Annotated in this window: 22 protein-coding genes and 2 pseudogenes; 9 read left to right on the top strand and 15 right to left on the bottom strand. The window is 56.8% G+C overall.

What is annotated here, in order from left to right; all coding sequences use genetic code 11:
* Positions 1 to 23 precede the first annotated feature (23 nt).
* Positions 24 to 992, top strand: coding sequence for a LysR family transcriptional regulator (locus SO140_RS27025; protein ID WP_498540894.1), 969 nt, complete (start codon positions 24 to 26; stop codon positions 990 to 992).
* Between the two features lie 84 nt (positions 993 to 1,076).
* On the opposite strand, the gene SO140_RS27020 is transcribed toward SO140_RS27025, so the two are convergent.
* The 4 genes from SO140_RS27020 to SO140_RS27005 form a co-directional block, all read right to left on the bottom strand.
* Positions 1,077 to 1,262 carry a hypothetical protein gene (locus SO140_RS27020; RefSeq protein ID WP_498540893.1) on the bottom strand — a complete coding sequence of 62 codons (186 nt, stop codon included), beginning with the start codon at positions 1,260 to 1,262 and terminating at the stop codon, positions 1,077 to 1,079.
* 88 nt (positions 1,263 to 1,350) lie between these two features.
* On the bottom strand, positions 1,351 to 2,463 hold the full coding sequence (locus SO140_RS27015) for a branched-chain amino acid ABC transporter substrate-binding protein (RefSeq protein ID WP_498543431.1): 1,113 nt from the start codon (positions 2,461 to 2,463) through the stop codon (positions 1,351 to 1,353).
* A gap of 140 nt (positions 2,464 to 2,603) precedes the next feature.
* Complete coding sequence (locus tag SO140_RS27010) at positions 2,604 to 3,062, bottom strand: MerR family transcriptional regulator (RefSeq protein WP_449384370.1); 459 nt, start codon at positions 3,060 to 3,062, stop codon at positions 2,604 to 2,606.
* A 227-nt stretch (positions 3,063 to 3,289) separates the two neighbouring features.
* Complete coding sequence (locus SO140_RS27005; protein WP_449384369.1) at positions 3,290 to 3,508, bottom strand: hypothetical protein; 219 nt, start codon at positions 3,506 to 3,508, stop codon at positions 3,290 to 3,292.
* Positions 3,509 to 4,440: 932 nt separating this feature from the next.
* Here SO140_RS27005 and SO140_RS27000 point away from each other — a divergent pair.
* Positions 4,441 to 5,340 (top strand): LysR family transcriptional regulator, encoded by a 900-nt coding sequence (locus SO140_RS27000; RefSeq protein ID WP_449384367.1) that lies wholly within the window; start codon positions 4,441 to 4,443, stop codon positions 5,338 to 5,340.
* A gap of 99 nt (positions 5,341 to 5,439) precedes the next feature.
* Positions 5,440 to 6,194, top strand: a pseudogene (locus SO140_RS26995) (thiamine pyrophosphate-binding protein); the annotation flags it as partial.
* Between the two features lie 294 nt (positions 6,195 to 6,488).
* Here the strand turns inward: SO140_RS26995 and metC are convergent.
* Positions 6,489 to 7,733, bottom strand: coding sequence for a cystathionine beta-lyase (gene metC, locus SO140_RS26990; protein ID WP_498540889.1), 1,245 nt, complete (start codon positions 7,731 to 7,733; stop codon positions 6,489 to 6,491).
* A 940-nt stretch (positions 7,734 to 8,673) separates the two neighbouring features.
* On the opposite strand from metC, the gene SO140_RS26985 reads away from it, so the two are divergent.
* From SO140_RS26985 to SO140_RS26975, 3 genes and pseudogenes are all read left to right on the top strand, one after another.
* Positions 8,674 to 9,765 carry a pyridoxal phosphate-dependent aminotransferase gene (locus SO140_RS26985; RefSeq protein ID WP_449380767.1) on the top strand — a complete coding sequence of 364 codons (1,092 nt, stop codon included), beginning with the start codon at positions 8,674 to 8,676 and terminating at the stop codon, positions 9,763 to 9,765.
* A gap of 43 nt (positions 9,766 to 9,808) precedes the next feature.
* Positions 9,809 to 10,873 (top strand): LLM class flavin-dependent oxidoreductase, encoded by a 1,065-nt coding sequence (locus tag SO140_RS26980; RefSeq protein ID WP_498543430.1) that lies wholly within the window; start codon positions 9,809 to 9,811, stop codon positions 10,871 to 10,873.
* A gap of 1,173 nt (positions 10,874 to 12,046) precedes the next feature.
* A pseudogene (locus SO140_RS26975) lies at positions 12,047 to 12,289 on the top strand (type II toxin-antitoxin system HicB family antitoxin); the annotation flags it as partial.
* Positions 12,290 to 12,383: 94 nt separating this feature from the next.
* On the opposite strand, the gene SO140_RS26970 reads toward SO140_RS26975, so the two are convergent.
* The 4 genes from SO140_RS26970 to trpD all read right to left on the bottom strand — a co-directional run bounded on the left by SO140_RS26970 (position 12,384) and on the right by trpD (position 15,293).
* Positions 12,384 to 12,683: a hypothetical protein gene (locus SO140_RS26970; protein ID WP_449380765.1), complete on the bottom strand. Its 300-nt coding sequence runs from the start codon at positions 12,681 to 12,683 to the stop codon at positions 12,384 to 12,386.
* Positions 12,684 to 12,752: 69 nt separating this feature from the next.
* Positions 12,753 to 13,253 carry a flavin reductase family protein gene (locus tag SO140_RS26965; protein WP_449380764.1) on the bottom strand — a complete coding sequence of 167 codons (501 nt, stop codon included), beginning with the start codon at positions 13,251 to 13,253 and terminating at the stop codon, positions 12,753 to 12,755.
* Between the two features lie 190 nt (positions 13,254 to 13,443).
* The gene (gene trpC, locus SO140_RS26960) at positions 13,444 to 14,271 is read right to left on the bottom strand and encodes an indole-3-glycerol phosphate synthase TrpC (RefSeq protein ID WP_498543429.1); all 828 of its coding nucleotides are present in this window, start codon (positions 14,269 to 14,271) and stop codon (positions 13,444 to 13,446) included.
* Between the two features lie 5 nt (positions 14,272 to 14,276).
* A complete protein-coding gene (trpD, locus tag SO140_RS26955; protein ID WP_449380762.1) occupies positions 14,277 to 15,293 on the bottom strand; it encodes an anthranilate phosphoribosyltransferase in 1,017 nt (338 codons plus the stop codon).
* A gap of 1,781 nt (positions 15,294 to 17,074) precedes the next feature.
* Here trpD and SO140_RS26950 point away from each other — a divergent pair.
* Positions 17,075 to 17,341 (top strand): hypothetical protein, encoded by a 267-nt coding sequence (locus tag SO140_RS26950; RefSeq protein ID WP_449380761.1) that lies wholly within the window; start codon positions 17,075 to 17,077, stop codon positions 17,339 to 17,341.
* 215 nt (positions 17,342 to 17,556) lie between these two features.
* Positions 17,557 to 17,889, top strand: a complete 333-nt coding sequence (locus SO140_RS26945) for an H-NS histone family protein (RefSeq protein WP_498541845.1) — start codon at positions 17,557 to 17,559, stop codon at positions 17,887 to 17,889.
* A 439-nt stretch (positions 17,890 to 18,328) separates the two neighbouring features.
* Here SO140_RS26945 and SO140_RS26940 read toward each other — a convergent pair whose 3' ends face one another.
* The 4 genes from SO140_RS26940 to SO140_RS26925 all read right to left on the bottom strand — a co-directional run bounded on the left by SO140_RS26940 (position 18,329) and on the right by SO140_RS26925 (position 21,498).
* A complete protein-coding gene (locus SO140_RS26940; RefSeq protein ID WP_498541844.1) occupies positions 18,329 to 18,982 on the bottom strand; it encodes an FkbM family methyltransferase in 654 nt (217 codons plus the stop codon).
* Between the two features lie 288 nt (positions 18,983 to 19,270).
* Positions 19,271 to 19,723, bottom strand: a complete 453-nt coding sequence (locus SO140_RS26935; protein WP_498541843.1) for a response regulator transcription factor — start codon at positions 19,721 to 19,723, stop codon at positions 19,271 to 19,273.
* A gap of 594 nt (positions 19,724 to 20,317) precedes the next feature.
* Positions 20,318 to 20,734, bottom strand: coding sequence for a DUF7694 domain-containing protein (locus SO140_RS26930; RefSeq protein ID WP_449380757.1), 417 nt, complete (start codon positions 20,732 to 20,734; stop codon positions 20,318 to 20,320).
* Positions 20,735 to 21,162: 428 nt separating this feature from the next.
* Complete coding sequence (locus tag SO140_RS26925; protein ID WP_498541842.1) at positions 21,163 to 21,498, bottom strand: hypothetical protein; 336 nt, start codon at positions 21,496 to 21,498, stop codon at positions 21,163 to 21,165.
* A 743-nt stretch (positions 21,499 to 22,241) separates the two neighbouring features.
* Here SO140_RS26925 and SO140_RS26920 point away from each other — a divergent pair.
* Positions 22,242 to 22,364, top strand: coding sequence for a hypothetical protein (locus tag SO140_RS26920; RefSeq protein ID WP_449380755.1), 123 nt, complete (start codon positions 22,242 to 22,244; stop codon positions 22,362 to 22,364).
* 173 nt (positions 22,365 to 22,537) lie between these two features.
* Here SO140_RS26920 and SO140_RS26915 read toward each other — a convergent pair whose 3' ends face one another.
* Both SO140_RS26915 and SO140_RS26910 read right to left on the bottom strand, forming a co-directional pair.
* Entirely contained in the window at positions 22,538 to 23,785 is a 1,248-nt protein-coding gene (locus SO140_RS26915; RefSeq protein WP_449380754.1) for a dicarboxylate/amino acid:cation symporter, read from the bottom strand.
* A gap of 48 nt (positions 23,786 to 23,833) precedes the next feature.
* A complete protein-coding gene (locus SO140_RS26910; RefSeq protein ID WP_449380753.1) occupies positions 23,834 to 24,688 on the bottom strand; it encodes an electron transfer flavoprotein subunit beta/FixA family protein in 855 nt (284 codons plus the stop codon).
* Positions 24,689 to 25,835 lie beyond the last annotated feature (1,147 nt).

The following is a 25,835-nucleotide window of genomic DNA, read 5'->3' as shown; positions in this document are numbered from 1 at the left end:
ATCTACACTGCGGATAGGTGACTATGCGTTTTCGAGGACTGGATCTGAATCTGCTCGTGGCGCTCGATGCGCTGATGACCGAGCGAAACCTCACGGCGGCAGCTCGCAGCATCAACTTGAGCCAGCCGGCCATGAGCGCGGCAGTTGGACGCCTGCGCACATATTTCAAAGACGAGCTCTTTACGATGAAGGGCCGCGAACTTATTCCAACTCCACGTGCGGAAGCTCTCGCCGCCCCAACGCGCGAGGCTCTGCTTCACATCCAATTCTCCATTACGTCCAGGGATACATTCAAGCCGAGTGAATCCGACCGGCGCTTTAGGATCTGCCTGTCGGACTTTGCTACGATCGTGTGGTTCCGAAATGTCGTGAAGCGTGTTTCGCGAGATGCGCCCGGCGTCAGATTCGAATTGATGCCTCACGCGGACCCATTCGATCATCCTCTCCAACGCGCCGAAATCGACTTTCTCATCGTGCCCGAGCTATACATGTCGGACGCACACCCTAAAGCTACCCTTTTTGACGAGACCCTCGTGTGCGTCGGCTGCCGCTCGAACAAGCAGCTATCGGGGGCACTCACATTCGATAAGTACATGTCAATGGGCCATGTTGCGGTCAAGTTCGGGCGCTCTCGCGTGCCCGCTGTAGACGAATGGTTTATGCAAGAGCACGGCCTCAAGAGACGCGTTGAGGTCGTTGTTCAGAGCTTTAGCTTGGTCCCTCCCATGCTGCTTGGCACCAACCGAATAGCGACGATGCCCCTCACGCTTGTGAAGTATTTCGCAAAGATGATGCCGCTACGCATCACTAAACTCCCACTACCGCTTCCAAGCTTCACCGAAGCCGTCCAATGGCCTTCCCTTCACAATACTGATCCAGCAAGCATATGGATGCGCGAGGTATTGTTGCAGGAGGCAGCGCGTTTGGTTCCTCCGCACGCCGATCCTAAGACACGCCGAGGACATCTCGCGGACCCGCCCTTCGCTAGCTAGAGATACAGCTTTGGATGCGCCGGAACGACAACCGCGGATCGTAAGCCGTTAGGCGAAGAGATGCCGATTGATGACGCTTACAAGTCAACACGGCATCTCTTCGCTAGTCTTTTCAAGGCCATTTTTCTTTGACACAACAACGCGCCGTTGATTGCTGACGCCAGATCTGGCTTTCGTCGCTATTCCCTCAGATGAACCTGGCCACTGGTTGATCGCCTCGTGTCCTTTTGGCAATTTTGTTTGCCATTCGCAGATCGCCTCCTCGGCCATCCGCAAGACTCGATTGGGCACACGATTGGTCCGATAAGACGCGAACTAGCTAATATTCAAGTCGCTGGTTCGGCCACCCGTATCCAGCTCACTCGACCCTCTCAATCGTGTTGTCGTGCCAACGATTAACTATGAAACCGGGAAACGCATTGTCGCCTTTAGGATCAAACCGCACTTGGCCGACTACGGTCTCAATCTCTTGCGAGCGAAGCGCTTTTGCCACGCGCAGAGCGTTGAAGGAGCCAGCGCGCTTCACTGCTTGCGCCCACGCCTGCACGGCGGCATAGGCGTAAAGTGTGTAGCCTTCCGCGGACCGCTGTGATGCTCTCAATCTGGCTACGACGTCGGCCGCCGCCGCGTTTTGGGTGGCGTCTGGCATGAATGTGAAGAGAGTGCCGTTTGCAGCATCGCTCGCAATCGCCCAGAATTCGCCGGTCATCAGCGGATCGTTAGCCATGACGGTGAGACGCGCCTGTGCGTCTGCGGCTTGCCGCACAATCAAGCCAATCTCCGTGTAGTAGCCGCCACCGATATAGACGATTTCGATTCGTTCCCTCTTCATCCTTGATACCAACGCCGTGTAATCCTTTTCGCCGGCCATGTAGCTTTGCCGCATGACAATCTGCAGTCCCGCGTCGTGAAGACGAGACGCAACGATATCTGCTATGCCCTTGCCAGCGGTGCTCTGGTCATCGAGGATGGCGATCTTGCTCTTGGAATAATGCCGCAGGATATAGTCGGCGGCGACCACGCCTTGCTGGTCGTCACGGCCGCAGATCCGAAAAATCGTCCTGAGGCCTCGTTCGGTCAGCTGAGGATTGGTTGATCCGGGCGAAATCTGAATAATTCCCGCTTCAGCGTAAACGTCGGAGGCGGGAATTGAGGAAGAGGAACAATAGTGGCCAACGACCAGCCTGACCTGGTCAGCCGCCAGCCGATTGGCTACTGCGACGGCCTGCTTCGGATCGCAGGCGTCGTCAGCAACAGTCAATTTGACCTTGAGTTCGGGAAGCAATCCGGAGGAGTTCAAGTCATCCACGGCCGTGCTAGCGCCGTAGCGCATCTGAGCACCGACCGCAGCATTGTTTCCCGTCATAGGTCCAGCCACCGCAACGTAAACATCGTCAGCGGACGCGGCCGAGACCAACACGGAAGCCAGGACCGCTGCACCGGCGACTAGATTCATGCGAAACACTGCCATTTGACGCCCCTGACGTTGGTTGCTTTTGCGCCAAGACTCGCTCCCGCTCTCTTACCTTGGTCGCGGTTATTGATGCTCGTATCGGAAACTCGCGTTGTCTGACCGTTCGTCCACGTAATTCAATAGTTCGTCCACGCCTACTATCGATCCGCGTCATCGGGCGCGCGTGCCCGCCGGCGCGTTTGACCGCAGCTCTCGCGCGACATTGCATCAAGGCGGGCAGGTAGTTCTTCCACACTTACATCCGATTCCGTGTTCTTGGTGATGTTGCGCAGCCGATCGCGCAACTTGGTTGCCCGCGCGACCTGAATCTCAGCTCGCTCCAGTTGTTCGCTCAACAGGTCGGGAAGCGAAGTTCTTCCCTCCATCGCTTTCCGTATCTCATGAAGAGAGAACCCGAGCTCGCGAAGCGCCAGAATGTGATAAACCCTTCTAACGCTTTCACAGTCGTAAATCCGGTGACCACCATCCGTACGCTGCGAGGCGGCGAGCAATCCCGTATGCTCATAGTGACGTAGGGTGCGCACCGTCACGCCGGTCGCCTCCGCAAGTTCGCCGATGCGTCGCCAACGACGCCTGAATGGTGTAGGTCTGGTCATGTTGCTCAGTTTACGAACCTACAACCTAACGTCACGTGAGGTTCAAGGGGTTTTGGCGCCTCGCAGAGCTTGTCGCCTACTTTTCGATCGCAATATCGAACTTCGCCTTCCGAGGAGCGCCTCAGCAGGCGGACATGACATGCAGAATGCACGCCACCACGCTGCGGTGCAGACGTCGAATGACGCCGTCATCGATCTATCCAAAGAATAATTGAACCTTTGCTCGGCTAAGCCACAGACGCAATGGCCACCATCAGCCTCTTTAGGAGGATCAGTTCGGCCTCACCGGCGGCCGTACGTCCAAGCACAAGCTTAGCGATCTCCGTTCGATTGATGGGAGTTCGCATACTTGCCGGCAGCGCCGCCACCGCCTCATCAAATATCTTTCCTAAGGTGGAAAGGTCTTCCGGATCGAAAACACCACCTCGTACCTGCAACACTTGCACCGTCTCTCCTTTCAAACATAACGCCAGCGGGTCGGCTCCTTGCAAGGGCGTTTGGCTGCGTTAGGGCAAAAAGAAGACCGACCTGCGGCGCGCGACCAAACGCAGGTCGATCTGTCGCTCGATGCAACATGAAAGCGCACTGGCGCGACGAAGGCGTGCAAACGCAATATCGACTGGATTTTGCGGCTCGATCTACATGGCGGAGTGATCCATCGCCCTAGCGCAGCATCGGCACCACTCGTGGGCGAAGAGATTGCGCAATCATTCATCGCGCAACCTCATTTTTTCAAAACCTTCGCGGACATTTTGATTTTGCTCGCCCGAATCGCCTTGCTCTTGATGAACGAGCCGAAGATTGAGCAGTTATCGAGCACCTGACGCGCCAAGGCATGCAATGCATTTCGGGCGCCTGAAACACAAGGCGGTATACAGCAGAATTTTCTCGATCTATCAATCAAGTCAGGGGACGTACCGCCTTTTTCCAGCACGGGCACAAGCGCGTGCCGATTGTTCGATCGGACCCGTCCATTGCTTGTCTTTAGAACGAGACGGTGCGCAGAGAGACGGTGCGCGGAAGTTTGGTCACCGGATCCGATCTGGTTTCCCGATTGCATTCAAACAGAATGCTGCTACTAGCGGATCGCCTGCAGTCTTGGGCGACACCAGCATAGCATCACGGTGCGACACTTCGGCATCGTGCAGCGAGTTGAGCGGCTCACGGGCCTCTCCGCAAATCGCAAGAGCATGATCAATATGTAGGGCAACTCGTTCAGAACAGAAAACCGCTCTCAACGAGCAGAACAAGAATAAAGTTTTTCGATCTGACGGAGCCTGCCGTCGCGGATCGACCGGTGTACGGGTCTCTGGCGCGGGCCTGCGGATCCCTCTCGAATGAATTGATTGACTAGAGTCTATTCAGTTTTGGAATTCACATGGAGCTTCGGACACTACGCACTTTCGTGGAGGTCGTACGGCAAGGCGGGTTTTCCAAGGCCGGCAAAGTCGTATTCGCGACCCAGTCGACCGTTAGCAAGGCGGTCAGGCAGCTTGAGGACGAGATTGGCGTGCCGCTGCTTGATCGGATCGGCCACCGCAGCAAGCTTACTGCTGCCGGCGAAATTGTTTATCGCCGTGCGATCAGGCTACTGATGGAACGGGACGATCTGATTTCCGAACTCGGCGATTTGCGCGGTCTAAAATGCGGCATTCTCAAGCTCGGTCTTCCACCGGTGGGTAGCGGCACTCTGTTCGCAAAGCTATTTGCGATCTACCGCGAACGCTATCCAGGCATCGATATCCGGCTCGTGGAGTACGGAAGTGAGCGGCTCGAGGAGGTTTTGCTATCAGGCGAGATCGAACTTGCGGCCTCGCTTCTACCCGTGTCGGACGGCTTTGAATGGCAGGACGTCAAACGCGAGCCGCTCACTGTTTTGCTACCCGTTGACCACAAGCTTTCGCGGTGCCGATCTCTCGATCTTCCGGCATTGCGAGAGTTACCGCTCATCCTCTTCGAAGCTGGATTTGCATTGAACCGCGTGATTTTGGACGCCTGTCAACGGCACGGCTTCGAGCCGCGTGTCGTCGCGCGTAGCAGCCAGATTGATTTCATCGTCGAGCTTGCTGCGACGGGCATGGGGGCCGCCTTTCTGCCACGGATGATCGCAGAGCAACGCAAGCATCTTTCGATCGCTCGGGTGCCGCTCGAAGAAGCCGATACTGACTGGCACATTGCAATGATTTGGCGCCGCGGCGCCTATCTGTCACATGCCGCGAGGGCTTGGCTCGATCTGGTGGCTTGCACGCGCGGCGACGATCATTCCGGCAGCGACTGAATTGCAGTCGAACAATTCATTTCCGGCCATATCGCGCCCCGACGTAGACACGTCTGCGAGACGTTCGCGCTTCGCTAAGCTCCGGACGAAATATGCGCCATGGCACAGACTGTCGCAGATCAGTTCGCCAACACTCTTGCTGAGGTGGGAATAACGCGCATCTATGGAATTGTCGGAGATAGCCTGAATGGCCTCACCGATGCAATCCGCCGACAGGGACGCATCGAATGGATACACCTCCGGCACGAGGAAGTCGCTGCTTTCGCGGCCGGTGCCGAGGCACATCTGACGGGAGCGAGCTCGCGGTCTGTGCCGGAAGCTGGGGGCCGGGCACTCTACATCTCATCAACGGCCTGTTTGATTGTCATCGTTCGCGCGTGCCAGTGCTCGCGATCGCCGCACACATTCCGTCGGCCGAGATTGGTGGCTCGTATTTCCAGGAAAGCCACCGGGAGATCATCTTTAGAGAATGTAGCCACTATTGTGAGCTGGTTTCTGGGGCCAATCAGATGCCACGCATCCTTGAGGCAGCCATCCGCGTGGCTATAGGAAGGAACGGCGTTTCCGTTGTTATCATTCCTGGTGACGTCGCACTTCGTCCTGCGCTCGATGCGCCACGGCCCAAGCCCGCTAGTTTGCGGCCTCCACAGCCGGTGGTCTTGCCGACGACCGCCGAACTCGATGGCCTGACTGCAATGTTGAACAGAACTCAGCGAGTGACCGTTCTTTGCGGTTCCGGCTGTGCCGGTGCCCATGAACAACTGCTGTCTCTTGGCGAGCGGCTGAAGTCACCGATCGTGCATGCTTTGCGCGGCAAGCGCCTTGAACATCCCTCAGAGGTAGACGATGGCATCGACGCAGCGCTCGCACATGACGCGACCAGCTTTAATCGATGCCGTTGTCAATCGGACCGAGCTCGCCGTGCCGCCTTCCGTGACCGATGGAGATCGCCAACGGCTTTTCTTTGCACATGCTCAAGGCGATCATGAATGGCCGGAGCGACGAAGTCATTGATCTTGCCAGGACCAACCTCTGGCGCTGAGCCAAGGAAAGCCCTGTAGCGCGCATTGCGCGTAGCGGGCTGAACCAGCGTCAGTGGCCTGAAGATGACGCCGTTGCGACATCGGCTTGAGATCAAAACACCAGGGCTAACTGACCAGTTGGCATCGACTGTCGACTTCGATCACTTTCGGGCACGCGATACTATCGACTGCAACGTCGCAGGCGACGTTCAGCGCATTGTGCATGTCCGCGATCAATTCGTTGGAACTCTCCAGGCCCGCGTGGATGCGAATAAGCGGTCCTGCGAACGGAAGCGCGGCTTCCGCTCGCTTTGGTGGCTCGACAAGCAACGCGAGGCTCTCGTACCCGCCCCAGGATAGACCAATTCCAAAGAGGCGCAGGCTACCGAAGAGAACCGAAAGTTGCGGCCGCGACATTGGTTTTAGAATAATCCCAAAGAGTCCACTGGCGCCCAGAAAATCCCTCTTCCAAATGGTATGGCCGGGATCGTTGGGAAGGGCGGGGTGCAACACTCTGTCGACAGCTGGATGCGTCTGCAGGCTTTGCGCGAGAATGAGGCCATTTTCCCAATGCCGATTCATGCGCAGACCTAGAGTACGCAATCCCCTCAGTCCCAGATAGATGTCATCCGGCCCGCCAATTTCGCCGAAATGCTGCGCAGTTGACTTCAGTGTGGGCCATGCCGCTTCATTCGCAGTGGCTACGCCAAGGAACGCATCGGAATGGCCAACGATGTACTTCGTCGCAGCCTGGATTGAAATGTCGACCCCATGATCAAATGGTCTGAAATACAGAGGTGTTGCCCACGTATTGTCCATGATCACAAGCGCGTCCGATTGATGTGCAACCGCTGCGAGTGCCGGCACATCTTGAACCTCGAAGGTCATGGACGATGGCGATTCCAGATAGATGGCCCGTGTATTCGCGTTGATCTTTGCTGCCAGTTCTGACGGCTCCGTTGGACAGAAATACCGTGCCTTGATCTGCAGCGCCGCAAGAACGTTGTCCGCGAAGGCTCTAACAGGCGCGTAAACGCCGTCGCTGATTAGAACATCATCGCCCGCCTTCAAACACGCAAGCAGCGAGTGAGTGCAAGCAGACTGCCCGGATGGAAAGAGAATTGACCGAAATCCGCCTTCTAGTTTGCAAACTGCGGCCTCAAGCGCGCGAGACAGGGGCGAGCCGAAGCGACCGTAGCTAGGATGGTCTTTGTTCCGATCGTCCCAATCCTCCAAGGTTTCCGAAACAATGGTAGAGCCGCGATAGATCGGCACATTGACCATCCCGGCGTGTTCTTCCGGCGCACGACCGAGGTGACAAAGTAGAGTTTCCGTGTCTCGTACGCTGTTGTCGTCGTTCAGATCCTTCATGACAAGTTCTCTTCCGTCGCATTCCGCCCTGGTCGTGGCATGTCGTCGCACCGGAGTCACCAGCCCTGCGTCAGCTGCATTGCAGGTGCAACAACAATGCCAATCTTGGGCAATTCTACTGCGATTGCATGTCGGTGACGTCTCTTGAGCGATGAATGAAGATCCAATACGACTCTGAGCTATTCCGTTCGCGCAATTGAGTGGATCACTTTTTCTTTGACCAGATTATTTTTGGCTTGCGGTTTCGTCCGCCCTTACCGCGTTCGAGTCACGTTGTAGCGAGTGAGACACATTGTCCGAAGACCATCGAACCCCCTTGAACCGAACGTAAGGTCAAGTTGTACACTACCAGAATTGGTAGGGCATCGGGGCCTTCGATGACGTTCGAACGAGGATTGTGAATGTCTCAAACGCAGTTGTTGGCGCCGCGCCAGTCCGCCATCCGCTTCGATCACTTTGGAGGAGCCCGGGAGCATCTGTGTGTGTTTGCAGGAAAGCGGCCACGCTATCACGGCCCCCATGGGGCGGACATGCTTGAGGTCCGCCGTTGCCGACCAGCAGACACTGCTCTGTATGAATTCACCGCCGACAGCCTCCATCGACAAATCGATGCGGTACTCCAGTCCCGTCATAGGCCTCCGCTGGGGTTGAAAAGCAATCCAAGTTGCGCATTTTCCTTCGCTTGACACGCGGAAGCGCACAAGCCGACCGGATCGCCCCCTCGCAAAACACGATCGGGTCTACACAAGTTGCAGTTTTGATGTACACTTCGTGCAACTGTTAGGATCTCCATCTAAATTCGGATGAAGCCCTGGGCCGTCTGACTGTGAAGAGGCAAGTCGGCCTGTTGGTGCGCAAGCACGTGAGCCAAGCACCAGAGTGTCACTCAAATCGGACAATCGCCATGCTCAGAACCCATGCTTTTCGACGGAGCGACCACATGTCAGACGCAAGGCTGCTAAGCGCACTCTCGTCCCTTTCACACGTGGCAAAACAGCTAGACGTTCCGCCGCCCGCGCCCGCCGCGCTTGACGCAAATTGCGTCAAACTCAACATGAACGAGAACCCATTCCCATTACCGGAAATCATCAAGCAAAGCGCGATTGCGGCCCTTGAGCAGCATTATTTGTATCCGGAAGATGATAACGCCGGCTTGAGAGAAGCGGCTGCCTGTGCCTACGGTCTCTCTGCCGATCAGGTGATTGCTGGGAACGGATCGTCCGAACTTCTCGGTCTCATCTACAAAGCTTTCCTCGCTCCAGGCGACACCGTCGCGATGATATCGCCGGGGTTTTCGTTCAACCGAAAGCTCGCCATGTTGCACGAAGCTCAATTTCTGGAGATCGGGTGGGGTAAGGCCCATTCCCTACCGACGCACCAACTGCTTTTCGGTCCAGCCAGAGACGCCAAGTTCATCGTGCTAGCCAATCCCAACAACCCGACGGGAACATTCGTTCCGATCGGCGATATCGAAAGGTTCGTAGCGCAATCGGACCGACTAATCGTCCTTGACGAAGCGTATGTCGATTTTGCGCCTGATAACGGGCTACGGCTCGTTAACCGCTATTCAAATGTTCTGCTGCTGAGAACTTTCTCGAAAAGTTATGCCACCGCTGGCCTTCGCATCGGCTTCGGCTTCGGTCACCCCGAGCTCGTTGGCAGGCTTCGTGCCATGCAGAACCTCTTCAACATGAATGTAATTGGTCATGCGGTCGGCGCGAGCATCATTGCACATCGATCCACATTCGAGGACAACCATCGACAAATCGTCCTTGAAAGAGAGCGAACGACAATTGAGCTATCAAAACTTGGGTTCACTATACTGCCTTCCCAAGCCAATTTCGTGCTAGCCCGCGTGCCTGAAGGACACGATGGGACCTGGTGGCAGGCCGCGTTGCAGAGGCAGAACGTGCTTGTTGCCTTCTTCCCCGAGAACGGTCTCGAGAATTTCGTACGCATTACAATCGGCACGGAACGGCAAATGGATACGCTTTTCTCGGCCGTCAGTGACATTTCGAGATCGTCACTCTGAAGCCAAGCCCTAGCTCTCCCGCTGCAATTCTCGAGGTGGCCAAGTGAATAATACCTTTTCCTCAACACTGGCGTTCGGCATCTTCGATCATCTGGACGCGGATGGCCGTGATCTCGCCCAACAATATGCAGATCGCCTTCTGCTCGCCGAGGCATGCGATCGCCTGGGGTTCTATGCTTATCATCTAGCTGAGCACCACTGTACTCCACATGGCAGAAGCCCCTCGCCGAATCTGTTCTTGTCTAGCGTCGCACAACGCACAACCCATCTTCGCTTCGGGCCGATGGTCATGCTGCTTAGCCTTCATCATCCGCTGCGAGCATTTGAAGAGGTCTGTATGCTGGACCACTTGAGCGGCGGCCGGCTAGAGCTTGGCATCGGACGCGGCTCCCTGCCGGTTGAATTGGGATATTTCGGGGTCAGTGCAGATGCGGCGCCAGCGCGTTATGCAGAAGCCAGCGAAATTCTTGTTAAAGCCATGCGAGGTGGCCCCCTCTCCTATGAAGGCAGCCATTTCCAGTTGGACGACGTTCCACTGATGTTAACGCCTCATCAGCGGCCACACCCGCCGACATGGATCGCCGTAAATCAACCAGGCTCGGCAAGCTGGGCTGCTGAGATCGGCGCGAATATCGCCAGCGTTGGACCTGCATCATCCGTTCGAAGGGTAACTGACGCATATCGCTCGTATCGAGAGCAACACTCGGACCCGAATGGTCAGTCTCCGTTCCTTGGCTTGCTTCGAATGGTCGTGGCTGGAAATTCGGAAGCAGACGCTTATTCACTCGCAGAGCCTGCTTACGATCGGTGGCTCGACAGCTTCAAGTTCCTTTATGATCGAAATGACATCCCAACTCCATCAAACCTGCCCTTGACCTTCGATGCAGCAATCGAGAGTGAGTTGTGCGTTGTGGGCACGGCCGCTTCGGTACGACAAACGCTCCTTAATCATCTGGAAGAGGCGGGTGCCAACTATCTTCTCTGCCAGCTCGCATTTGGTGACCTTCCCCTAGATGCTTCATTGAACACTGCAACCGTCATTCGGTCTGAAGTCGTTGCGGGCGTGGCCAAATGTGAGGCCCGTCGTCGGTCGATGGAGATCGAATAGTTGCAGGCGTATCTTTTGAGGTTAGCGCTGGGCCATGACGTTAATCTATTCATTGCGCCGCGCTTCACACCTTTGTCTTGGTGTGATTTTCGGCGGCGCCGCTGCCGACGAGGCGGCCCGTCATGTACTCCTCGCGCATGGCCGATGCGATGTCATCAGCGCGCCGCCTTCGAATGGCGGCGGCCGGTAGCTGCCGCCACAAGACAGAGGGCAAGTTCAGAGCGCCGAACTCGCCACCGAGCGCAGACGTTCCTACACCCTTCCCTTAGCGATACGCGCTCTTGGTGATTTCTTGCTGAGAGCTAGGTCGACGAGGCACCGAACAGCCTCTAGTCGGGTCAAACCTTCATCCCTCTGCTTCGCAATCCTGCTGGCGCCAAACCCGTCAACGCCTCCGCGACGAAATGCCCATCATGCGACATGCGCAAGCGAGCGAGGCCTATCACGGGCGTCATGCAGTTTCCGATCGTTCTAGAGCCAGTCTCGGTTATATTCGTCGCGGTATCAACCTCCCGCGCATTCAGCGCACGCCAGATCTTCGCGGCGACCCGCGTCTCGCCTCCGACACTCAAGGTCAATCCCAGGACTTCCGGCGGTGGTACGGGTTGGCTGTGCGGGCATCAGCCGCGACTCGCTCGGGGTCCCAATCAGGTCTTGAAATCAGCGCGCGCCGGATCTTCGCGCTCGACCAGGCGCTGCGACGTTCGCTTCCCAACAACGAAATAGACGAACCCGTAACCTGGAATGAATGCCGACAAGGCGGCATTTAGGATGGACCTGTTCTGAAAACTTCGAAATATCCCGATCGTCCGGCTCGCAAGTACGGCAATCGTCCAAACCCAGTGCAAGACGGATAAACTCAAGACCGAACCCCCACCCGACGTGTCCAACTAGCTCCAAGCAAAAACGGCCTCATTGGCCCGGGGGGGCAAATGCTGAGGCCGTTCTGCTCGATCTGCAAAACAGCTCGAGCTTGGTTGAAACGCGGTCTATGGTTGTTTGTTCCCGAATAGGAACGTCACTCGGCCGCTCTATTCGAGCAGAGCGTCCCAAAGCAACGAACGAGGTGCTGCGTGGACTCATCCGACGTCTCCCGGGAGAGTTCTGGAAACGCATCTGAACAGTTGAAAATGAAAGGCATAGAGAGAGCGATCGGCCCGGAGAGCAGCTTTCATGAGATACAACCTTGCTTTGATCCACAAGGACGCGGACAGCGACTACGGCGTCTCGTTTCCTGATCTTCCCGGCGTGAGCACCGCTGGTACGGATCTGGACGATGCGCGCGCCAGGGCCGCTGAAGCCTTGGCCCTTCATCTGGAAGGTATGGCAGCAGACGGCGAGGCCTTACCTGAGCCCCCCTCTCTCGAGGCGATCATGGCGAGCGCTGAGAACAGGGACAGCGTCGCCGTTCTCATGCCAGCGGCTGCAGGGCATGATCTGTGATACGCCTGAATATATAATGCCCGTGCGCGCGTGAGCGTCTCGCGCGATGGCTCGGGCGGTGAAGGCTTCAGACCACTCTTTCGATGTGTGCACGGATCGCATTTACTTTGAGATCGATCCAGCCTCGTTCGCGGGCACGATCGACCATCTGGCTGTAGGCCACGTCCCAATCTCGATTGTCGTTCGGACGACCAGGCAGGTTCGGCACTAGATCGATAGGAACCAACGCATTGTCCTGATCAACGACGGTAATTCCTCCGAGCCTTGGTGGAACACCGAGCGCACCTCTCAAAACGAGCTTGAACCCGGAAAAGTCGAGCGGCTCCGTCAGACGGATGCCGCGGTCGGGCGAGCATTCTACGATCATGACTTGGCTCCATCCATTTCAACCACACGTCTAGCTGTCAACGCTAAAAGGCCATTGCAAACACTGCGTTCAATCATGTGGCAATGTTCGAAGTTTGCCGCGACAGTTGATAAGCGGATTGCCATCGCCTGGGCGCACCGCAACGGTTCGGCCGATAAATAGCCCATGCGTGCCAATGACCTGGTAATGGTGCAAGAGGCATTCGAGCGCGCAGATTGCGCCCTGCAATAGGGGTACGTCGAGAATCCCCTGATCCCAAGTAGCCGTATCGAACCGCTGGAGACCTTGGGAGCCATCCCGGCCGGCGAATCGCAGAGCGATCTCCTGATGATCAATAGCAAGAAGGCTGACGCCAAACCTGCCGGTCGCAAGTATCGCATCGTGAGTCCCGGAATTGATGTTAATGCCGACCAGCAAACAAGGGGGCTCTATACAAATCGAGGTGATAGAACTCACCGTTAACCCGCGCCGTTCAAGTGCCGATCCGGTCGCCACGATGGCAACGCCGCTGGCCAGATTTCGCATGGCCTGCCGAAACTCGATCGCCTCGATTGATCGAATATCGCTCATCTGACAAGGCAACCCAAGATCAGCAGCCCCCTACGAATCGACATCCAAGTTCGATCGTTCGCGGGATGCGGGCCTGGCCTTGCCCACCGCTCACGGCTCTCCAGGCCGGCATCCGAGGCGTTCGTGCGAAAGGTACCGTTCTCGGAGTGAATAAGAGTGTGCCGCAACAGTTGGCTGGAGACTTTGCGTGTCATCGACGCGACCCGCTCGCCGCGGCTTGGTTTGGGGAAAGTAGCGCGCGAGTTGCTGCTGCGAGGTCTGACTGACGCATGAGACTTTCGCCTACGAGGAAAGTCGAGACGCCGGCTCGCGAGAGCCGCGCCAGATCATCGAACGCACAGATGCCGCTTTCGCTGACAATCAGGCGATCCTTCGGGACGAGCGGCGCCAGCGTTTCACTTGTTTTAAGGTTTGTCACAAAGGTGCGCAGGTTTCGGTTATTGATACCGATCATCTTCGAGCGAAGCTTAAGGGCGCGATCGAGCTCTGCTCGATCATGAATCTCGACCAACACGTCCATACCATACGCTAAAGCCGCAGCTTCGAGGTCACGAGCGGCCCCGTCGTCCAGCGCCGCCATAATCAGCAGAATGCAGTCGGCACCACGGGCGCGAGCCTCGATGACCTGATACGTGTCGAAAATGAAGTCCTTGCGCAAAACTGGCAGGTTTGTGGCCGCCCGCGCCGCCTCCATGAAGTCAAGATCGCCCATGAAAGACACTTTGTCCGTCAAGACCGAGAGGCAGGCGGCGCCCCCTGCTTCATAGGATCTGGCAAGCGATGGCGGGTGGAAGTCCGCGCGAATGAGCCCCTTCGACGGCGACGCTCTCTTGATCTCTGCGATGAGAGCATAGCTACCCGACGCGTGTTTCTTGTGAATTGTGCTGATAAAGCCGCGCGGCGAAGGCGAGCGGCGCGCTCGCGCGTCGAGCTCGGCACGCGGAAGCGTCCGCCTGGCAGCTGCGATCTCTTCGCGCTTATATGTCTCAATCTTCGTCAGAATGTCGGGATAGATCATGCCGTCTATTTGGAATTGGAGACTGCGACCAGAAGCTTCAAGCGGCCGGCGGCGGCGCCACTGTCGAGTGATGCCTGTGCGATGGCCACGCCTTCCTTCAGAGTTGTGGCCCGTCCGGCCACTATAAAGGCCGCTGACGCGTTCAAGAGAGCAACATCGCGATACGGGCCGCGCACGCCCTCAAGCACGCCTTGCAGTGCAACCGCGTTGCTATCGGGGTCCCCGCCCTTCAATCCCTCCCGTCCGCAAAGAGGTAACCCGGCTTCTTCCGGCGTCATCTCGAAGGTCCGAATCTCGCCCTTTTCGAGCGCGGCGACAAAAGTGGGACCGGTGAGCGTGATCTCGTCGAGCCCATCGCAACCGTGAACCACCCATACCGATTCCGCGTTAAGCCTCTTCGAAACCTCCGCTAGAGGCTGCACCCACCGGCGCGAAAACACCCCGATCACCTGCCGCTTGACGCAGGCAGGATTGCAGAGGGGCCCGACGAGATTAAAGATTGTGCGGGTCGCGAGTTCGACGCGAGTTGCACCCACGTTCTTCATCGCCGGATGATGGGTCGGCGCAAACATGAACCCAATTCCGGCATCCCGGATACAGCGGGCGACTTCTTCTGGCTCCAAATCGATCTTCACTCCGAGCGAGGCCAGTACATCGGCGGAGCCTGAGCGCGAGGATAGGGCGCGGTTGCCGTGCTTGGCGACAGGAATGCCGGCACCCGCCACAATGAAAGAAGCACACGTTGAGACGTTGAGCGAACCGGAACCGTCACCGCCTGTGCCCGCGATGTCGACCGAATCGGGCGGTGCACTGACCGATCGCATTCTGCTGCGCATCACCGAAACTGCGCTGGCCACTTCTTCCGCTGTCTCCCCGCGCACCCTCAGCGCCAGCAACAAAGCGCCCATCTGCGAGGGCGTGGCCGCGCCGGATAGCATACTGTCGAATGCCAGGGCCATTTCCTGGTGGCTCAGGGGGGCGCCGCTGGCGACTTTGCCCATGATCAATTTGAGATCCATCAAGCGCTCTCGGACTGAGCGGAGTTGCTGCTGGCGTTTCCGGAACGGGCAGGCGCGGCCTCGTAGATCGCGGCAATTGTCGTTGGCGCCGTCGAGCGAAACCGACTGCAAGATGCTTCAGATCTCGTTGCCACCACAGCCGGCACCTTCAGATTAGCAATCACGTGCATGACATGCGCTATTGTGGCGCGTGGTCACGATCGATTTCTTGAAGCCTACAACTTGACGCTGCGGGAGCTTCAAGCGATTTCAGCGAACGGAAAGACCAGCCACTGGCAAATGAGAGGCGCGCTCTCGAAACCGGCGTGAGTCCGTCTGGCTAACATTCGCCAAACTACTCACACTCGACGCTCCTCTCTGCGGAGCTCGATCTTGCCATCGGGCGATTCGTTGCGCCTGGAGCGCCAGGGATGTCGTCGCGTGCGGGTTTAAGCGCCTAGCGCCAGCTGCGATCACTGCGCGCCTCGCTTGGCGCACCTTGGTCAATTGTTCCGCCGCGACTGCGATTGAGCAGCAACGCGCGCGACCAAACAGAGAGAAATCGCCTGCCAAATACCAGGAATGGACCAGCGCACTTGGTCAACGGCGCGGCGATGGCAATTGCCGAGGTCTGAAATCGCAATCTCCAGACGGGATGCTGCCCGAGCAAGATTGGCGTCGATCTTTCAATCTGACGTCATCTCCTTGTTCAATATCGCCCTGCCCAACCGTCTTGGCTTTTCAATGGTCCCAGGTGGCTGTTTCGCCCTCGCTTTGCAACAGGGCATTCAAGAGGAGACCCCCGCCGGTGCACTCGGCGGGGGCACTGCGGGTGGATGACGCGAGGCTCGCAAGCGAGGTGTCGCATTAAGGACCCGCAATCATCAAAGGAAAGGCCCGTAGCTACCGATGAGCCGGAACATCATCTTCCGTGTCAATCGCCTGGGCTGCACTTCCTCATCATCTGGCTCGGCCCAAGGTTTTCTCGAGCTCCGCTTCCGATCACCAAGCCTCAATATGCTCTGCGCTTGGGCGATTGAATAGGACGTTCTGAAACGCGGGAAATGGGCCGAAATGAGGCCGCGTGTAAACGGTAGCGCTCACGCCGCTTATGAGAACGCCATGCGCGCAGGGTGTACCCTGCTGCGAAACCTATGAACAGGATTGATAGTAAAACGAAAACTGCAGTCATTGAGAATTCTCAGTTTGCAGAGCGGTTGCGCTTTTTTGGATCGGCAACAAGGACATCATGACACGGCCCTTCGTGTTCTTTTTGGGTTGAAGTCATTTTGGCATCATACAACTTGACGCTAGGTCCGATTCAAGCCCTGTGGCCGGAGAGTCCTGCTGCGGAGGCAACTGCCGTCGCAACCTCACTCAAAGCGCGCCCTGCCCGGGACGAACTGGTGACGTCGGGGCACTTCGCTCACCGTATTTGAAGGCGTTACCTTGGTCGCACTATCTCGTCGGCCAGAACGAACCAACTGTGCGGCCGATGACTGTTGCTGGCATTACGGTCCACGCGGGAAACATCCGCCCCTCACCAACGTCGCTTTTCGGAACCGAGAATCGGAAGGTCTTCAGTAGCAGGCCGTCAAATCCACTTGTCGGATTTATCGCGACAGGCGCCTGAACGCCGAAATGCCCTCGAGGCCGCACGCGGAGATGGAACGGTCTCCCCGGACTCAGGATTAGAGAGCGTCGCTTGATTGTAATCGGTTTTCTTGCAGCTTGACGGGCGGTTCACCGATCCTTCACAACCTATCGATGGACACCCCGCGCAACTGCGATGCGAAGGCTACGAAATGAAGGTCAAAGAACTTATTGAGCTTCTCTCAACATGTGAGCAGGATGCTGATGTCATCATTCCGGATTCATTTTCATCACGCAGGGCCTTCGCAGTGGTGAAAGCCGTCCAGACCGGATGGACCTTTAATCCCCAGCTTGCCATTGAGGATATGTCGTTTTGGATTGATGGGGTTGAATATGCTGAGCCGCCGCGTGGTAGCCATATAGCTCGTGGAGTGAGATTGCTCGGTCCAAAATGTGGACCAGTACTTGCATTCCAGTAGATTCACATAGGCGCTAACGTCGTTGAAGCATCAAGCTTTAGGGCATCGATTGTTTTTCCCCTCGCCCCTCCAGCAACGTTGCGCTGCTTCCAGCTCTTCATTTGCGGCGTCCTTCATGAGGTCGTTCTTTTGCCACTCTGGAATCGCGCCTTGTGTATTACTTCGCACGCCGCTATTTAATGCACGATGAGATTTTCCCGTAGTGGCCGATCGCAATGAAAATGAATGACCTGAAGTCAATGACCGTCGATGAGTTGTGGAGTCTCCACGAGAAGGTGGCTGCGGCTCTCGCTCAACGGATTGCGGCAGAAAAGGTCAAACTAGAGGAGCGGCTGCGCAAGATCGGAGGGGTCGACAAGGTTGCCCGGCCCACCCGTGAGCGCCGCCCCTACCCGCCAGTGCGGCCAAAGTATCGAAACCCGAAAAACCCAGCGCAAACTTGGTCAGGGCGTGGCAGATTACCCCGATGGCTCAGCCCGCAAATTCGTGCGGGTCGGAAACTGGATGATTTCCTCATCGATCAATCTGCGCGAAAACGTCGCCACTAAAGCCTGACAGGTCAGTCAATCATGGCTGCCTCAACTCGATGCGTCCGTGCTTACCGCATCTGAGCTTATCGTCTCTGACCGACCTCGGGCTGCTTCTCGCACGTCTCACAGGTGCTCAATGTCTCGGCATCGCCAAGGCTTCGACTCGCAATTTTTGCACCTTCTGGGCTTAGCGATAGAATAACGCGAGCACCCCGTGCGGTGAGCCCACGAGGACGCAAAGATTCTATGATTTCAATACCCCCTTAACCTACTATTTCGGGTCACCTCTTGGGACGCCAACGCCCTTCAGTGGAGGGATAGCTGTCGGCTCGACGGCGGAGTAGAGGTCACGTACCAGGATCATGAGTTTGACTAAGAAGCCTATTCCGACTTGTCGGCCTTCTGTTTGCGCTCGATAGCGAACATACCTTGCGGCAAACAGAAGGCCGAATCCGAGTTAGCAGTTTTTATTCCGAAGCAATACGTCACCCTCCACTGCGCGGGGATAGAGAGTCACCACTTCGAACGATGGTAGGAGCTCGAGAATGGCTTGCAGGGATAGCTGCCCTTCGTAAAGCTCCCGGTCGCTATATTCCGTGTAGATGAAGCGCGTATTGCTCAGGGTACGTCCGCCACCAGCGATGACATCGGATTCTGCTCCCTGAACATCCATCCATATCAAATCAATCTTGTTTACGTTAGCTTCGCTGCTCCAGTCATCCAACCTCCGGGTTTCGACGGAAATTGGCTGATCGAATCGAACCCAATCGTACTCAGCTAGATGGTTTTTTGGCCGGCGTATTGAGCCCGACAGATCCCATCCCTCCGCCTCTCCATCCCCATTGCTTGGATGAAATTCAATCAGGCCATTTCGATCGCTGATCGCGACCTCAAATAGCTTCACATTGTTGAGGTCTTGCATGTTCTTCTTGAAGCGAAGGACCGCTCGAGGATCGGGCTCAAAGCAATAGAACCGCGCCTCTGGGCACAGCTGGAGAAAACGTCGCGTATCAGTTCCGTCATAAGAACCGATGTCCAAGATAACGGGGTTTGGATTTCCCAGACGTGAAACGATCTGGCGGTGTACTTCTAATGGGTTAGGGTCTAGCATGCTTTAGGCCTTTCGCAGAAATTGCGTTTTTGAGCTTCGGTAGAGTTTCTCTGAGCGCCGGAACTATTTCCACTGCACGTCATGACGTGCGCATATCCCGGCATGTGGTGATGTCAGCCATCGTTTCTCCGACGCTTTAGCCTTTTTGAACTCGAATCTTTGGAAAGGCAGCTCGCCGCTTTGAAGCCCTTCGAGTTCGGCGGATCATAACCTTGCACCCATTCGGCCGTCAGGCGCCCACCGTACTGGTCACACACGAGGGACTCTGGAAGTTGCGAACAGCAATATTCAAGCGCGGCTCCGAATCGTCGTCTGGTCTTTGAGTGCCGATTTGATGCACGCGAGCAGTTCGCTATTGCTGAATGGCTTGTGCAGGAATCGCGACACCCCGGCTTGCAGCGCGCGAGCCCGGCTGTCGTCGTCGGGACCTGCGAGAACCAGAATGGTGGGAATCGCGTTTCCGGATGCGACAAGGCGCTCGCATAAATTTAGTCCACTTGCGCCCGGCAATTGCATGTCCGAGATCAAACAAGACGTGCTGATGAAACGCTTCGAATTCACAAATTCATCTGCACTGTGGAACAGATCTGGCACATAGCCTGCCGAGATAAGCATCTCCAATATCGGTTGATGGACTGCCCGATCGTCGCACACAACGGCGATGATATCGAGCGTATGGGCCATTCGGACCAGATCAAGGAAGGACTTCTTCTGCAACTTGGGCGCGACGTGACGCGCCACCTGACCGCACTCCACACGATCCTTTTGAAGAAACATTAGACACCTTAAATCGACAACTCTCGCCTTCGCCACGAGGCTAAAGTGCCGTCGAGGGGAGGCTCAATTGTACGGAGGTAGGAGGCCAACATCGAAGAGGTTGGAAACACTATACGAAGGTTTGCCGATAGTCATTTACCACGGGCATCTGGCGCGCTTTCTGCTGGTCCACGAAAACACCTTCCAAATTGGCATCCGACCTCGATTGAGATTTCTTTTTCGTTGCCAATCATTCTGATGCGCCTGAGTTAAAGTCTCATCGGCATTTGTTATCAGCGGTTCTCGGTAGTTCGTAAAATCGATTGTATTGATAGATTATATCCGAACAGTGGATGGGTTCGCCGTCGTAGATAAAGCGGGCGAGCACACGAAAAGGATGACTGCCCAGCGCGATGGATTATCGATCCCAGCGCGAAATTCTCGAACACCACCAAGCGGAAAAATTGGCGATCAATTGCATTCTTCCGGCGGATCTTGCGGGCAGCGCGCTATACGTCACGATCGGGATGAGCCCCAGTTCTTAACCGTGCGAGCTCTAAGACCGCTCCATGGTCAGGGTTACCTGACTCGCATTTGTGCAGCCAGCGTAGCCGCTTCGGAAGGGCCAAGCCCAACTATGCCCACAAACCCCGAGGGCGGCATCGGAATTTCCTGGCTAGTCGGCCTCCAGAGATGCAGACAGTATCGGCTGTTGTTCACGTATTCGGACTGGGGCGGATGCAGCTGCATCACGCACTCTTCCTCATCCCAAAAGAGGTCCTTGACGAAGCACATCTCCTGCCAGTTCGGACAACGCCGCGGTGTTGAGACGGAGACATGTTCCCAGCGCGGGCGGAGCAATCCAATGACCCTGAGCTTGCAGCCACAGGGCCCCTGGACAAAGAAAAGACCACAAGGACCTGATCCGGGTGGGCTGGCGAATTGTCCATGATGTACGCGACCAGCCTCGAGCTGGCTCCCAATCCGTGCTCTCATGCTACCTCTCTTTGCCTCGCAGATAAGTTGAATCCAACGCAGATCACGTTCTGCTCGAACCTTCTTTCTTCGCTTCAGACAAGCACTGCCACGTAATGGCAGTAAGCTCCTTGTATTGTCATGATGTGCAGGGCACATGTCGCAACGCACCCCGTCTTTCGATAAAGCCGCCAGACAGCCCTACCTTTCAATCCGCCTACCTTGTGCGCCGATGGGATGCGCCGTTGTTCCGCGCGGACAGCCCAGCAAGTCGCGAACGGTTCACGACTTGGGGCGAGGCGCGATCGCGCTGAGGATAGACAGGCGTCCCAGGCACAACGCTTTTGGACGCTACTCTCGCCCCGCTCTCGGTGGCATGGTCGCTCGATCCGTGGACGACCCGACCTCGGCTCGAGCTTTCTTAGGTGCGCATGAAGCAACGCATCAGTTTACTCAGACAACATGTTGGCGCCGCCATCGTCCGACCAAGCCATTGCTGTCTCGGCTGGGCAGTAGGGGAACGTCGTGGCGGTGGCGCGCTCGACCGGCCGAGACGAGGCTGTGGCCATTTGACCGGTGGCGACTTCAATCGACCTCATCCTATAACTTGCGGCACCCTTCTGCCGGCAACCGAGGTCGCCAAACGGCCACACCCGAGCAGTTGGCTGCTCCTGCACCAACTCAATGGCTGCTTTCTCCTGCATGGCCACCGCGTGCAGGCGCTTCGAAACGCGCGCTGTCACCAGTAGCATCCCGGATTTCGCTGATCCTTCTTCGTCGCGCATTCAATCATAACGCTCTACACAGGTGCTTGACGTAGCGGGCAATCAGCTCTCTCGACTGAATTGACCTACGGGTCACCCACGATTGTCTCTAATCCTACAACTTGACGCTACGTCAGGTTCAAGTCATTCCATGAGGCCGGTCACACTTTTTGTCTACCGGCCAGCGACCCACTTTGATGACGGCAACCTTTGCTGCTCGGCGCGACGACAGCTGCTAAAATGTTTGGCAGCTACAAGATCAGGATTGGTGCGACTTCAAACCGCTTCGTTCTTTACAATGGTTTACCATTCCGGCCATGAACCGTGCTAAGAAGGTGGCGGGAGCTAAAGAAGGGGACAAATCATGCAGGCGCGGCGGACCTGGGCCATCAACTCTCCAACACGTCGTGACGCGGACATCCAGCGACTTCAGTCTCAGCTAGATCGACTGAGCCAACGCCTGGACGCACTTGAATGTCACGCTCCAGAACTCTCCAGTATCGCGGCTATTCGCGCAAGAGCTCTTATGATATCTCAGGAAATTGAGGATATGCGTTGCTCGGCTGAAGCGATCGACGCGTTAACGGAGCTTCTTCGGAGATAGCTTTGACGTATTGCAGCGCCGCCGCAGAGCGCCTCCGTTGCGACCTAGAGCAGTGCCTAACTTAGACCTCAATGCGCCGTCTCAAGATGCGCCTTCGGCTTCTTCGATAAGCCAGCCGCCATGTCCCCGAACTATCAAGATGACGTGGAAATCGGCTAAGTTGCGGCTCAATCAAATTCAATGTGGCTTTGAAATTCTCTACGGTTTTGACATTGCCATTCTGACAACCGAGATCCCGGGCATCTTCGGCTATTCATGGTTCGACGACGGCACCATCGTGTAACTCTCACGGTGCGGTTGCAACGTGCGCTGTTGCTTCTTCCGCCGACGCGCAGAGATCATCGGCGCGTGCCGATCCAACTGCCAAGCCGTAACGAACTTGTCGCTCTCGTGCTCGTCCTATCATCGGCCAGCAAGCGCGGGGGCGCGCCTAATCGATGATGCTCGCCGATCGATCTACCGGCAAACTCGCCCATTGAGCTTCTTGCGGTCGAGCTCGCCCTCCCACCAGGCAACGACCACGCAGGCGATGCCGTTGCCGCAAAGGTTGGTCAGCGCGCGACATTCGCTCATGAACTTGTCGATGCCGAGCACGATCGCCATGCCCGGCACGAGCCGCGGATCGACAACCGCGAGCGTCGCGGCAAGCGTAATGAAGCCGGCGCCCGTGATGCCGGAGGCGCCTTTCGAGGTCAGCATGGCCACCACCAGGATGGTGATCTGTTGGCCCAAGGTGAGATCGACGCCGAGCGCCTGCGCGATGAACAGGGTCGCCAGCGTCATGTAGATGTTGGTGCCGTCGAGGTTGAACGAATAGCCGGTGGGTACCACCAGGCCGACCACGGATTTCGAGCAGCCGAGGCGCTCCAGCTTCTCCATCAAAGACGGCAGTGCGCTTTCCGAGGACGAGGTGCCGAGCACGATCAGCAGCTCGTCCTTGATGTAGGCGAGAAATTTGAAGATCGAGAAGCCGGCGACCCGCGCGATGGTACCGAGTACGATGAACACGAACAGCGCCGCCGTGGCGTAGAAGGTCGCGATCAACCCGATCAGATTGAGGATCGCGGCGGTGCCGAATTTGCCGATGGTATAGGCCATCGCGCCGAACGCGCCGATCGGCGCTGCGTGCATCACAATCGAGATGACGCCGAACACGGCGTGCGCGGCATCGTCGATGAAGTTGCGGATCAGTTGGCCGCGCTCCCCGAGCCCCATGATGGCGAAGCCGAACAACACCGAGAAAAGCAACACTTGCAGGATTTCGCCCTGCGCGAAGGCGCCGACCACGGTGTCGGGAATGATGTGCAGGATGAAGTCGACAGTCTTCTGTCCCTCGGCTTGCCTGGCATAGCTTGCGACCGCCAGAGCGCTGGCCGCCCCACTGCCGAAGCCCGCGCCCGGCTTGACGAGATTGCCGACGATAAGCCCGATCAAAAGGGCGAAGGTCGAAACGATCTCGAAGTAGATCAGCGACTTGACGCCGATGCGGCCGACCTTCTTGGCGTCCTGGATATGGGCGATGCCGGAGACGACGGTGCAGAAGATGATCGGGGCGATCACCATCTTGATCAGCTTGACAAAGCCCTCTCCCATCGCCCTGACCCAGTCGTTGGTGGCGACCGAGGGCCACAGCCAGCCGACGATAACGCCCAGGAAGATGGCAATCAGCACCTGGGCGTAGAGAATTTTGTACCAAGGCTTCATGGATAATACCGCGCCGCGACAGTCGTGAGAGATTTCAACGGCCCATCGCTATGACCTCGAATCAGAAGCGTGTGCCAGGGCTGCAAGTTCAGTTTCAAGCTTTGGCCGGTGCTTAAAGATCGCGTCGATCAACGCTGGTACAGGCTGCTCGGCGCCCTCCACCATCATTGCTTTCTCAGCACGCTTCGGGGGCGCAAAGACACGCTTAACGATAGTCGGCGAGCCCTTAAGACCACATTTCGAGATATCTGCCACACCAGCGTCCTGTGCGTTCCATTTTGCGATGTCAGTGCGTGCCGCACGCAAAGCGTCCCTCATGCCGCCCCGACGGATCTCGTTTGTCGCCTCTAGCATGGTGATGAGACATGGAAGCTTCGTGCGCAGCACCTGCACGCCGCCTTCCGCGCGTCTCTCTACCTCGATTGCGCGTGCCGCGAGATCCAGGTTCGTGATCTCAGCGACGTAGGTGAGTTGAACCACTCCGAGCCGCTTGGCAATACCTGGCCCAACCTGAGCGGTGTCACCGTCGATCGTCTGCTTGCCTGCGAATATGAGGTCGGGCGGGCCGTACTCCTCTCCGATCTTACGAATAGCCGTCGCGAGCGCGTAAGTGGTCGCTAGCGTATCGGCCCCCGCAAACACACGATCGGTGAGCAATACCGCGCGATCTGCACCGAAAGTCAGCGCCTTTCGCAGCGAGTCTTCGGCGGCGGGAGGCCCCATGGTCAGAACGGTGATCTCGCCGCCAATCTTATCGCGTAGCTCCAGAGCAGCCTCGAGCGCGAACAAGTCGTAAGGATTGACGATCGTCGGTACGCCTTGGCGCATGATGGTGTTCGTTACGGGATGCACGCGAATCTGCGCTGAGTCCGGAACCTGCTTTATGCAAACGACGTTGTGCATCGCGTATTTCTCCAAAAGATGCGAGGAATTGGGGTAAAACAGCCAGTCTCATACCGGAGACGGCTTCCACAGTTCGACTGTCGAGGCAATGGGCTGCCGCGGACGCAACTGAAGGCGTCGGTTGTCTTCTTAACAATTTCGACGATCCGTCGCAGGTACGACGACAGAGTTTCTCGCTGGTTCAGGCGGCAAGCGATACTGCGGCCGCGATCCGTCCCGACGTTCCATACGCGTATCCATCCCTTCGGGCGGCCTTTTTACTCTAGGCCGTGTCATTGCGAATTGCCGCCAGGTCGATGCGAGTTCCTGGCTCAGAGAATAGAACAGGGCGGGCCCGACACACGAGCAGGGGCGCATCGGGCCCGCCCCTACATCACCAGACTGAGTGGCGATGTTACGTTGAGCAGAAGCAAGCAACGTGCCGCAACCGACAACGCCGCTCTCAGAAAGCAATTCGTACAAGCGTCTCCGAATGGACCGCTGCTAAACATCAACGTCATTCGAATTGTGGCCAACGTAACAATTGATGCTCGTAGTCCTACGCTCGGTTTGGCAACAGTGTACAATCGTGAAAATTCTCAGCGTCACCCTCGAGGCGTGCTGTCTTCCATCAGAGGCGTTTCAGGCTTTTTGACTTTGCCAGTGTTTCCTCGATCACTGAGGAACAATTCATCAGTAGAGATTGCGCTTCGAACATGCCTTGCAGGAGAGGGGCCCGGACTGTCCGGCAATCCGAGCCCATAACCTCAGCAACCCGAGCGGTCGGTTGTTCGGCTACAAATACACCGTAGTTGGAAACGCTCGAAAAGCGCATTGATGTCGCTCAACAGCGCTTGTGCCTCCCATTTTGGCAGGCACGAGTCACAATTGTGGATAGCTGCGGACTGGGGACGGTACCTATCATGTACGATGCAAGGTCCTCGAACGCTCGAACAGAGCCTTCTACGGACAGTTCTGCACGATCGGTCTCTGAGGCTTGAATCGTACGTAACGTCAAGTTGTAGCTAGTTCAAAGCAGTCGCCGGTGAATGAGGTCTCCGAACTCAGGCTGTCCGCAAACTTTCAACAGGTGCCGAGCGACAATGATACTGGACAGCATTGGACGGATCTCGGCTTTCTCGATCAGACGCACTGGTTTGCTTAGCTG

The sequence above is a fragment of the Bradyrhizobium sp. UFLA05-108 genome (genome assembly GCF_059803455.1).
This window is presented reverse-complemented; position numbering and strand designations above follow the sequence as displayed.

Excerpts from the sequence above, each read along its gene's own strand:
- SO140_RS27025 (WP_498540894.1), top strand. The coding sequence starts at position 24 with ATGCGTTTTCGAGGACTGGATCTGAATCTGCTCGTGGCGCTCGATGCG.
- SO140_RS27020 (WP_498540893.1), bottom strand. The coding sequence starts at position 1,262 with ATGGCCGAGGAGGCGATCTGCGAATGGCAAACAAAATTGCCAAAAGGA.
- SO140_RS27015 (WP_498543431.1), bottom strand. The coding sequence starts at position 2,463 with ATGGCAGTGTTTCGCATGAATCTAGTCGCCGGTGCAGCGGTCCTGGCT.
- SO140_RS27010 (WP_449384370.1), bottom strand. The coding sequence starts at position 3,062 with ATGACCAGACCTACACCATTCAGGCGTCGTTGGCGACGCATCGGCGAA.
- SO140_RS27000 (WP_449384367.1), top strand. The coding sequence starts at position 4,441 with ATGGAGCTTCGGACACTACGCACTTTCGTGGAGGTCGTACGGCAAGGC.
- metC (WP_498540889.1), bottom strand. The coding sequence starts at position 7,733 with ATGAAGGATCTGAACGACGACAACAGCGTACGAGACACGGAAACTCTA.
- SO140_RS26985 (WP_449380767.1), top strand. The coding sequence starts at position 8,674 with ATGTCAGACGCAAGGCTGCTAAGCGCACTCTCGTCCCTTTCACACGTG.
- SO140_RS26970 (WP_449380765.1), bottom strand. The coding sequence starts at position 12,683 with ATGATCGTAGAATGCTCGCCCGACCGCGGCATCCGTCTGACGGAGCCG.
- SO140_RS26965 (WP_449380764.1), bottom strand. The coding sequence starts at position 13,253 with ATGAGCGATATTCGATCAATCGAGGCGATCGAGTTTCGGCAGGCCATG.
- trpC (WP_498543429.1), bottom strand. The coding sequence starts at position 14,271 with ATGATCTATCCCGACATTCTGACGAAGATTGAGACATATAAGCGCGAA.
- SO140_RS26950 (WP_449380761.1), top strand. The coding sequence starts at position 17,075 with ATGAAGGTCAAAGAACTTATTGAGCTTCTCTCAACATGTGAGCAGGAT.
- SO140_RS26945 (WP_498541845.1), top strand. The coding sequence starts at position 17,557 with ATGAAAATGAATGACCTGAAGTCAATGACCGTCGATGAGTTGTGGAGT.
- SO140_RS26940 (WP_498541844.1), bottom strand. The coding sequence starts at position 18,982 with ATGCTAGACCCTAACCCATTAGAAGTACACCGCCAGATCGTTTCACGT.
- SO140_RS26930 (WP_449380757.1), bottom strand. The coding sequence starts at position 20,734 with ATGAGAGCACGGATTGGGAGCCAGCTCGAGGCTGGTCGCGTACATCAT.
- SO140_RS26925 (WP_498541842.1), bottom strand. The coding sequence starts at position 21,498 with ATGCGCGACGAAGAAGGATCAGCGAAATCCGGGATGCTACTGGTGACA.
- SO140_RS26915 (WP_449380754.1), bottom strand. The coding sequence starts at position 23,785 with ATGAAGCCTTGGTACAAAATTCTCTACGCCCAGGTGCTGATTGCCATC.
- SO140_RS26910 (WP_449380753.1), bottom strand. The coding sequence starts at position 24,688 with ATGCACAACGTCGTTTGCATAAAGCAGGTTCCGGACTCAGCGCAGATT.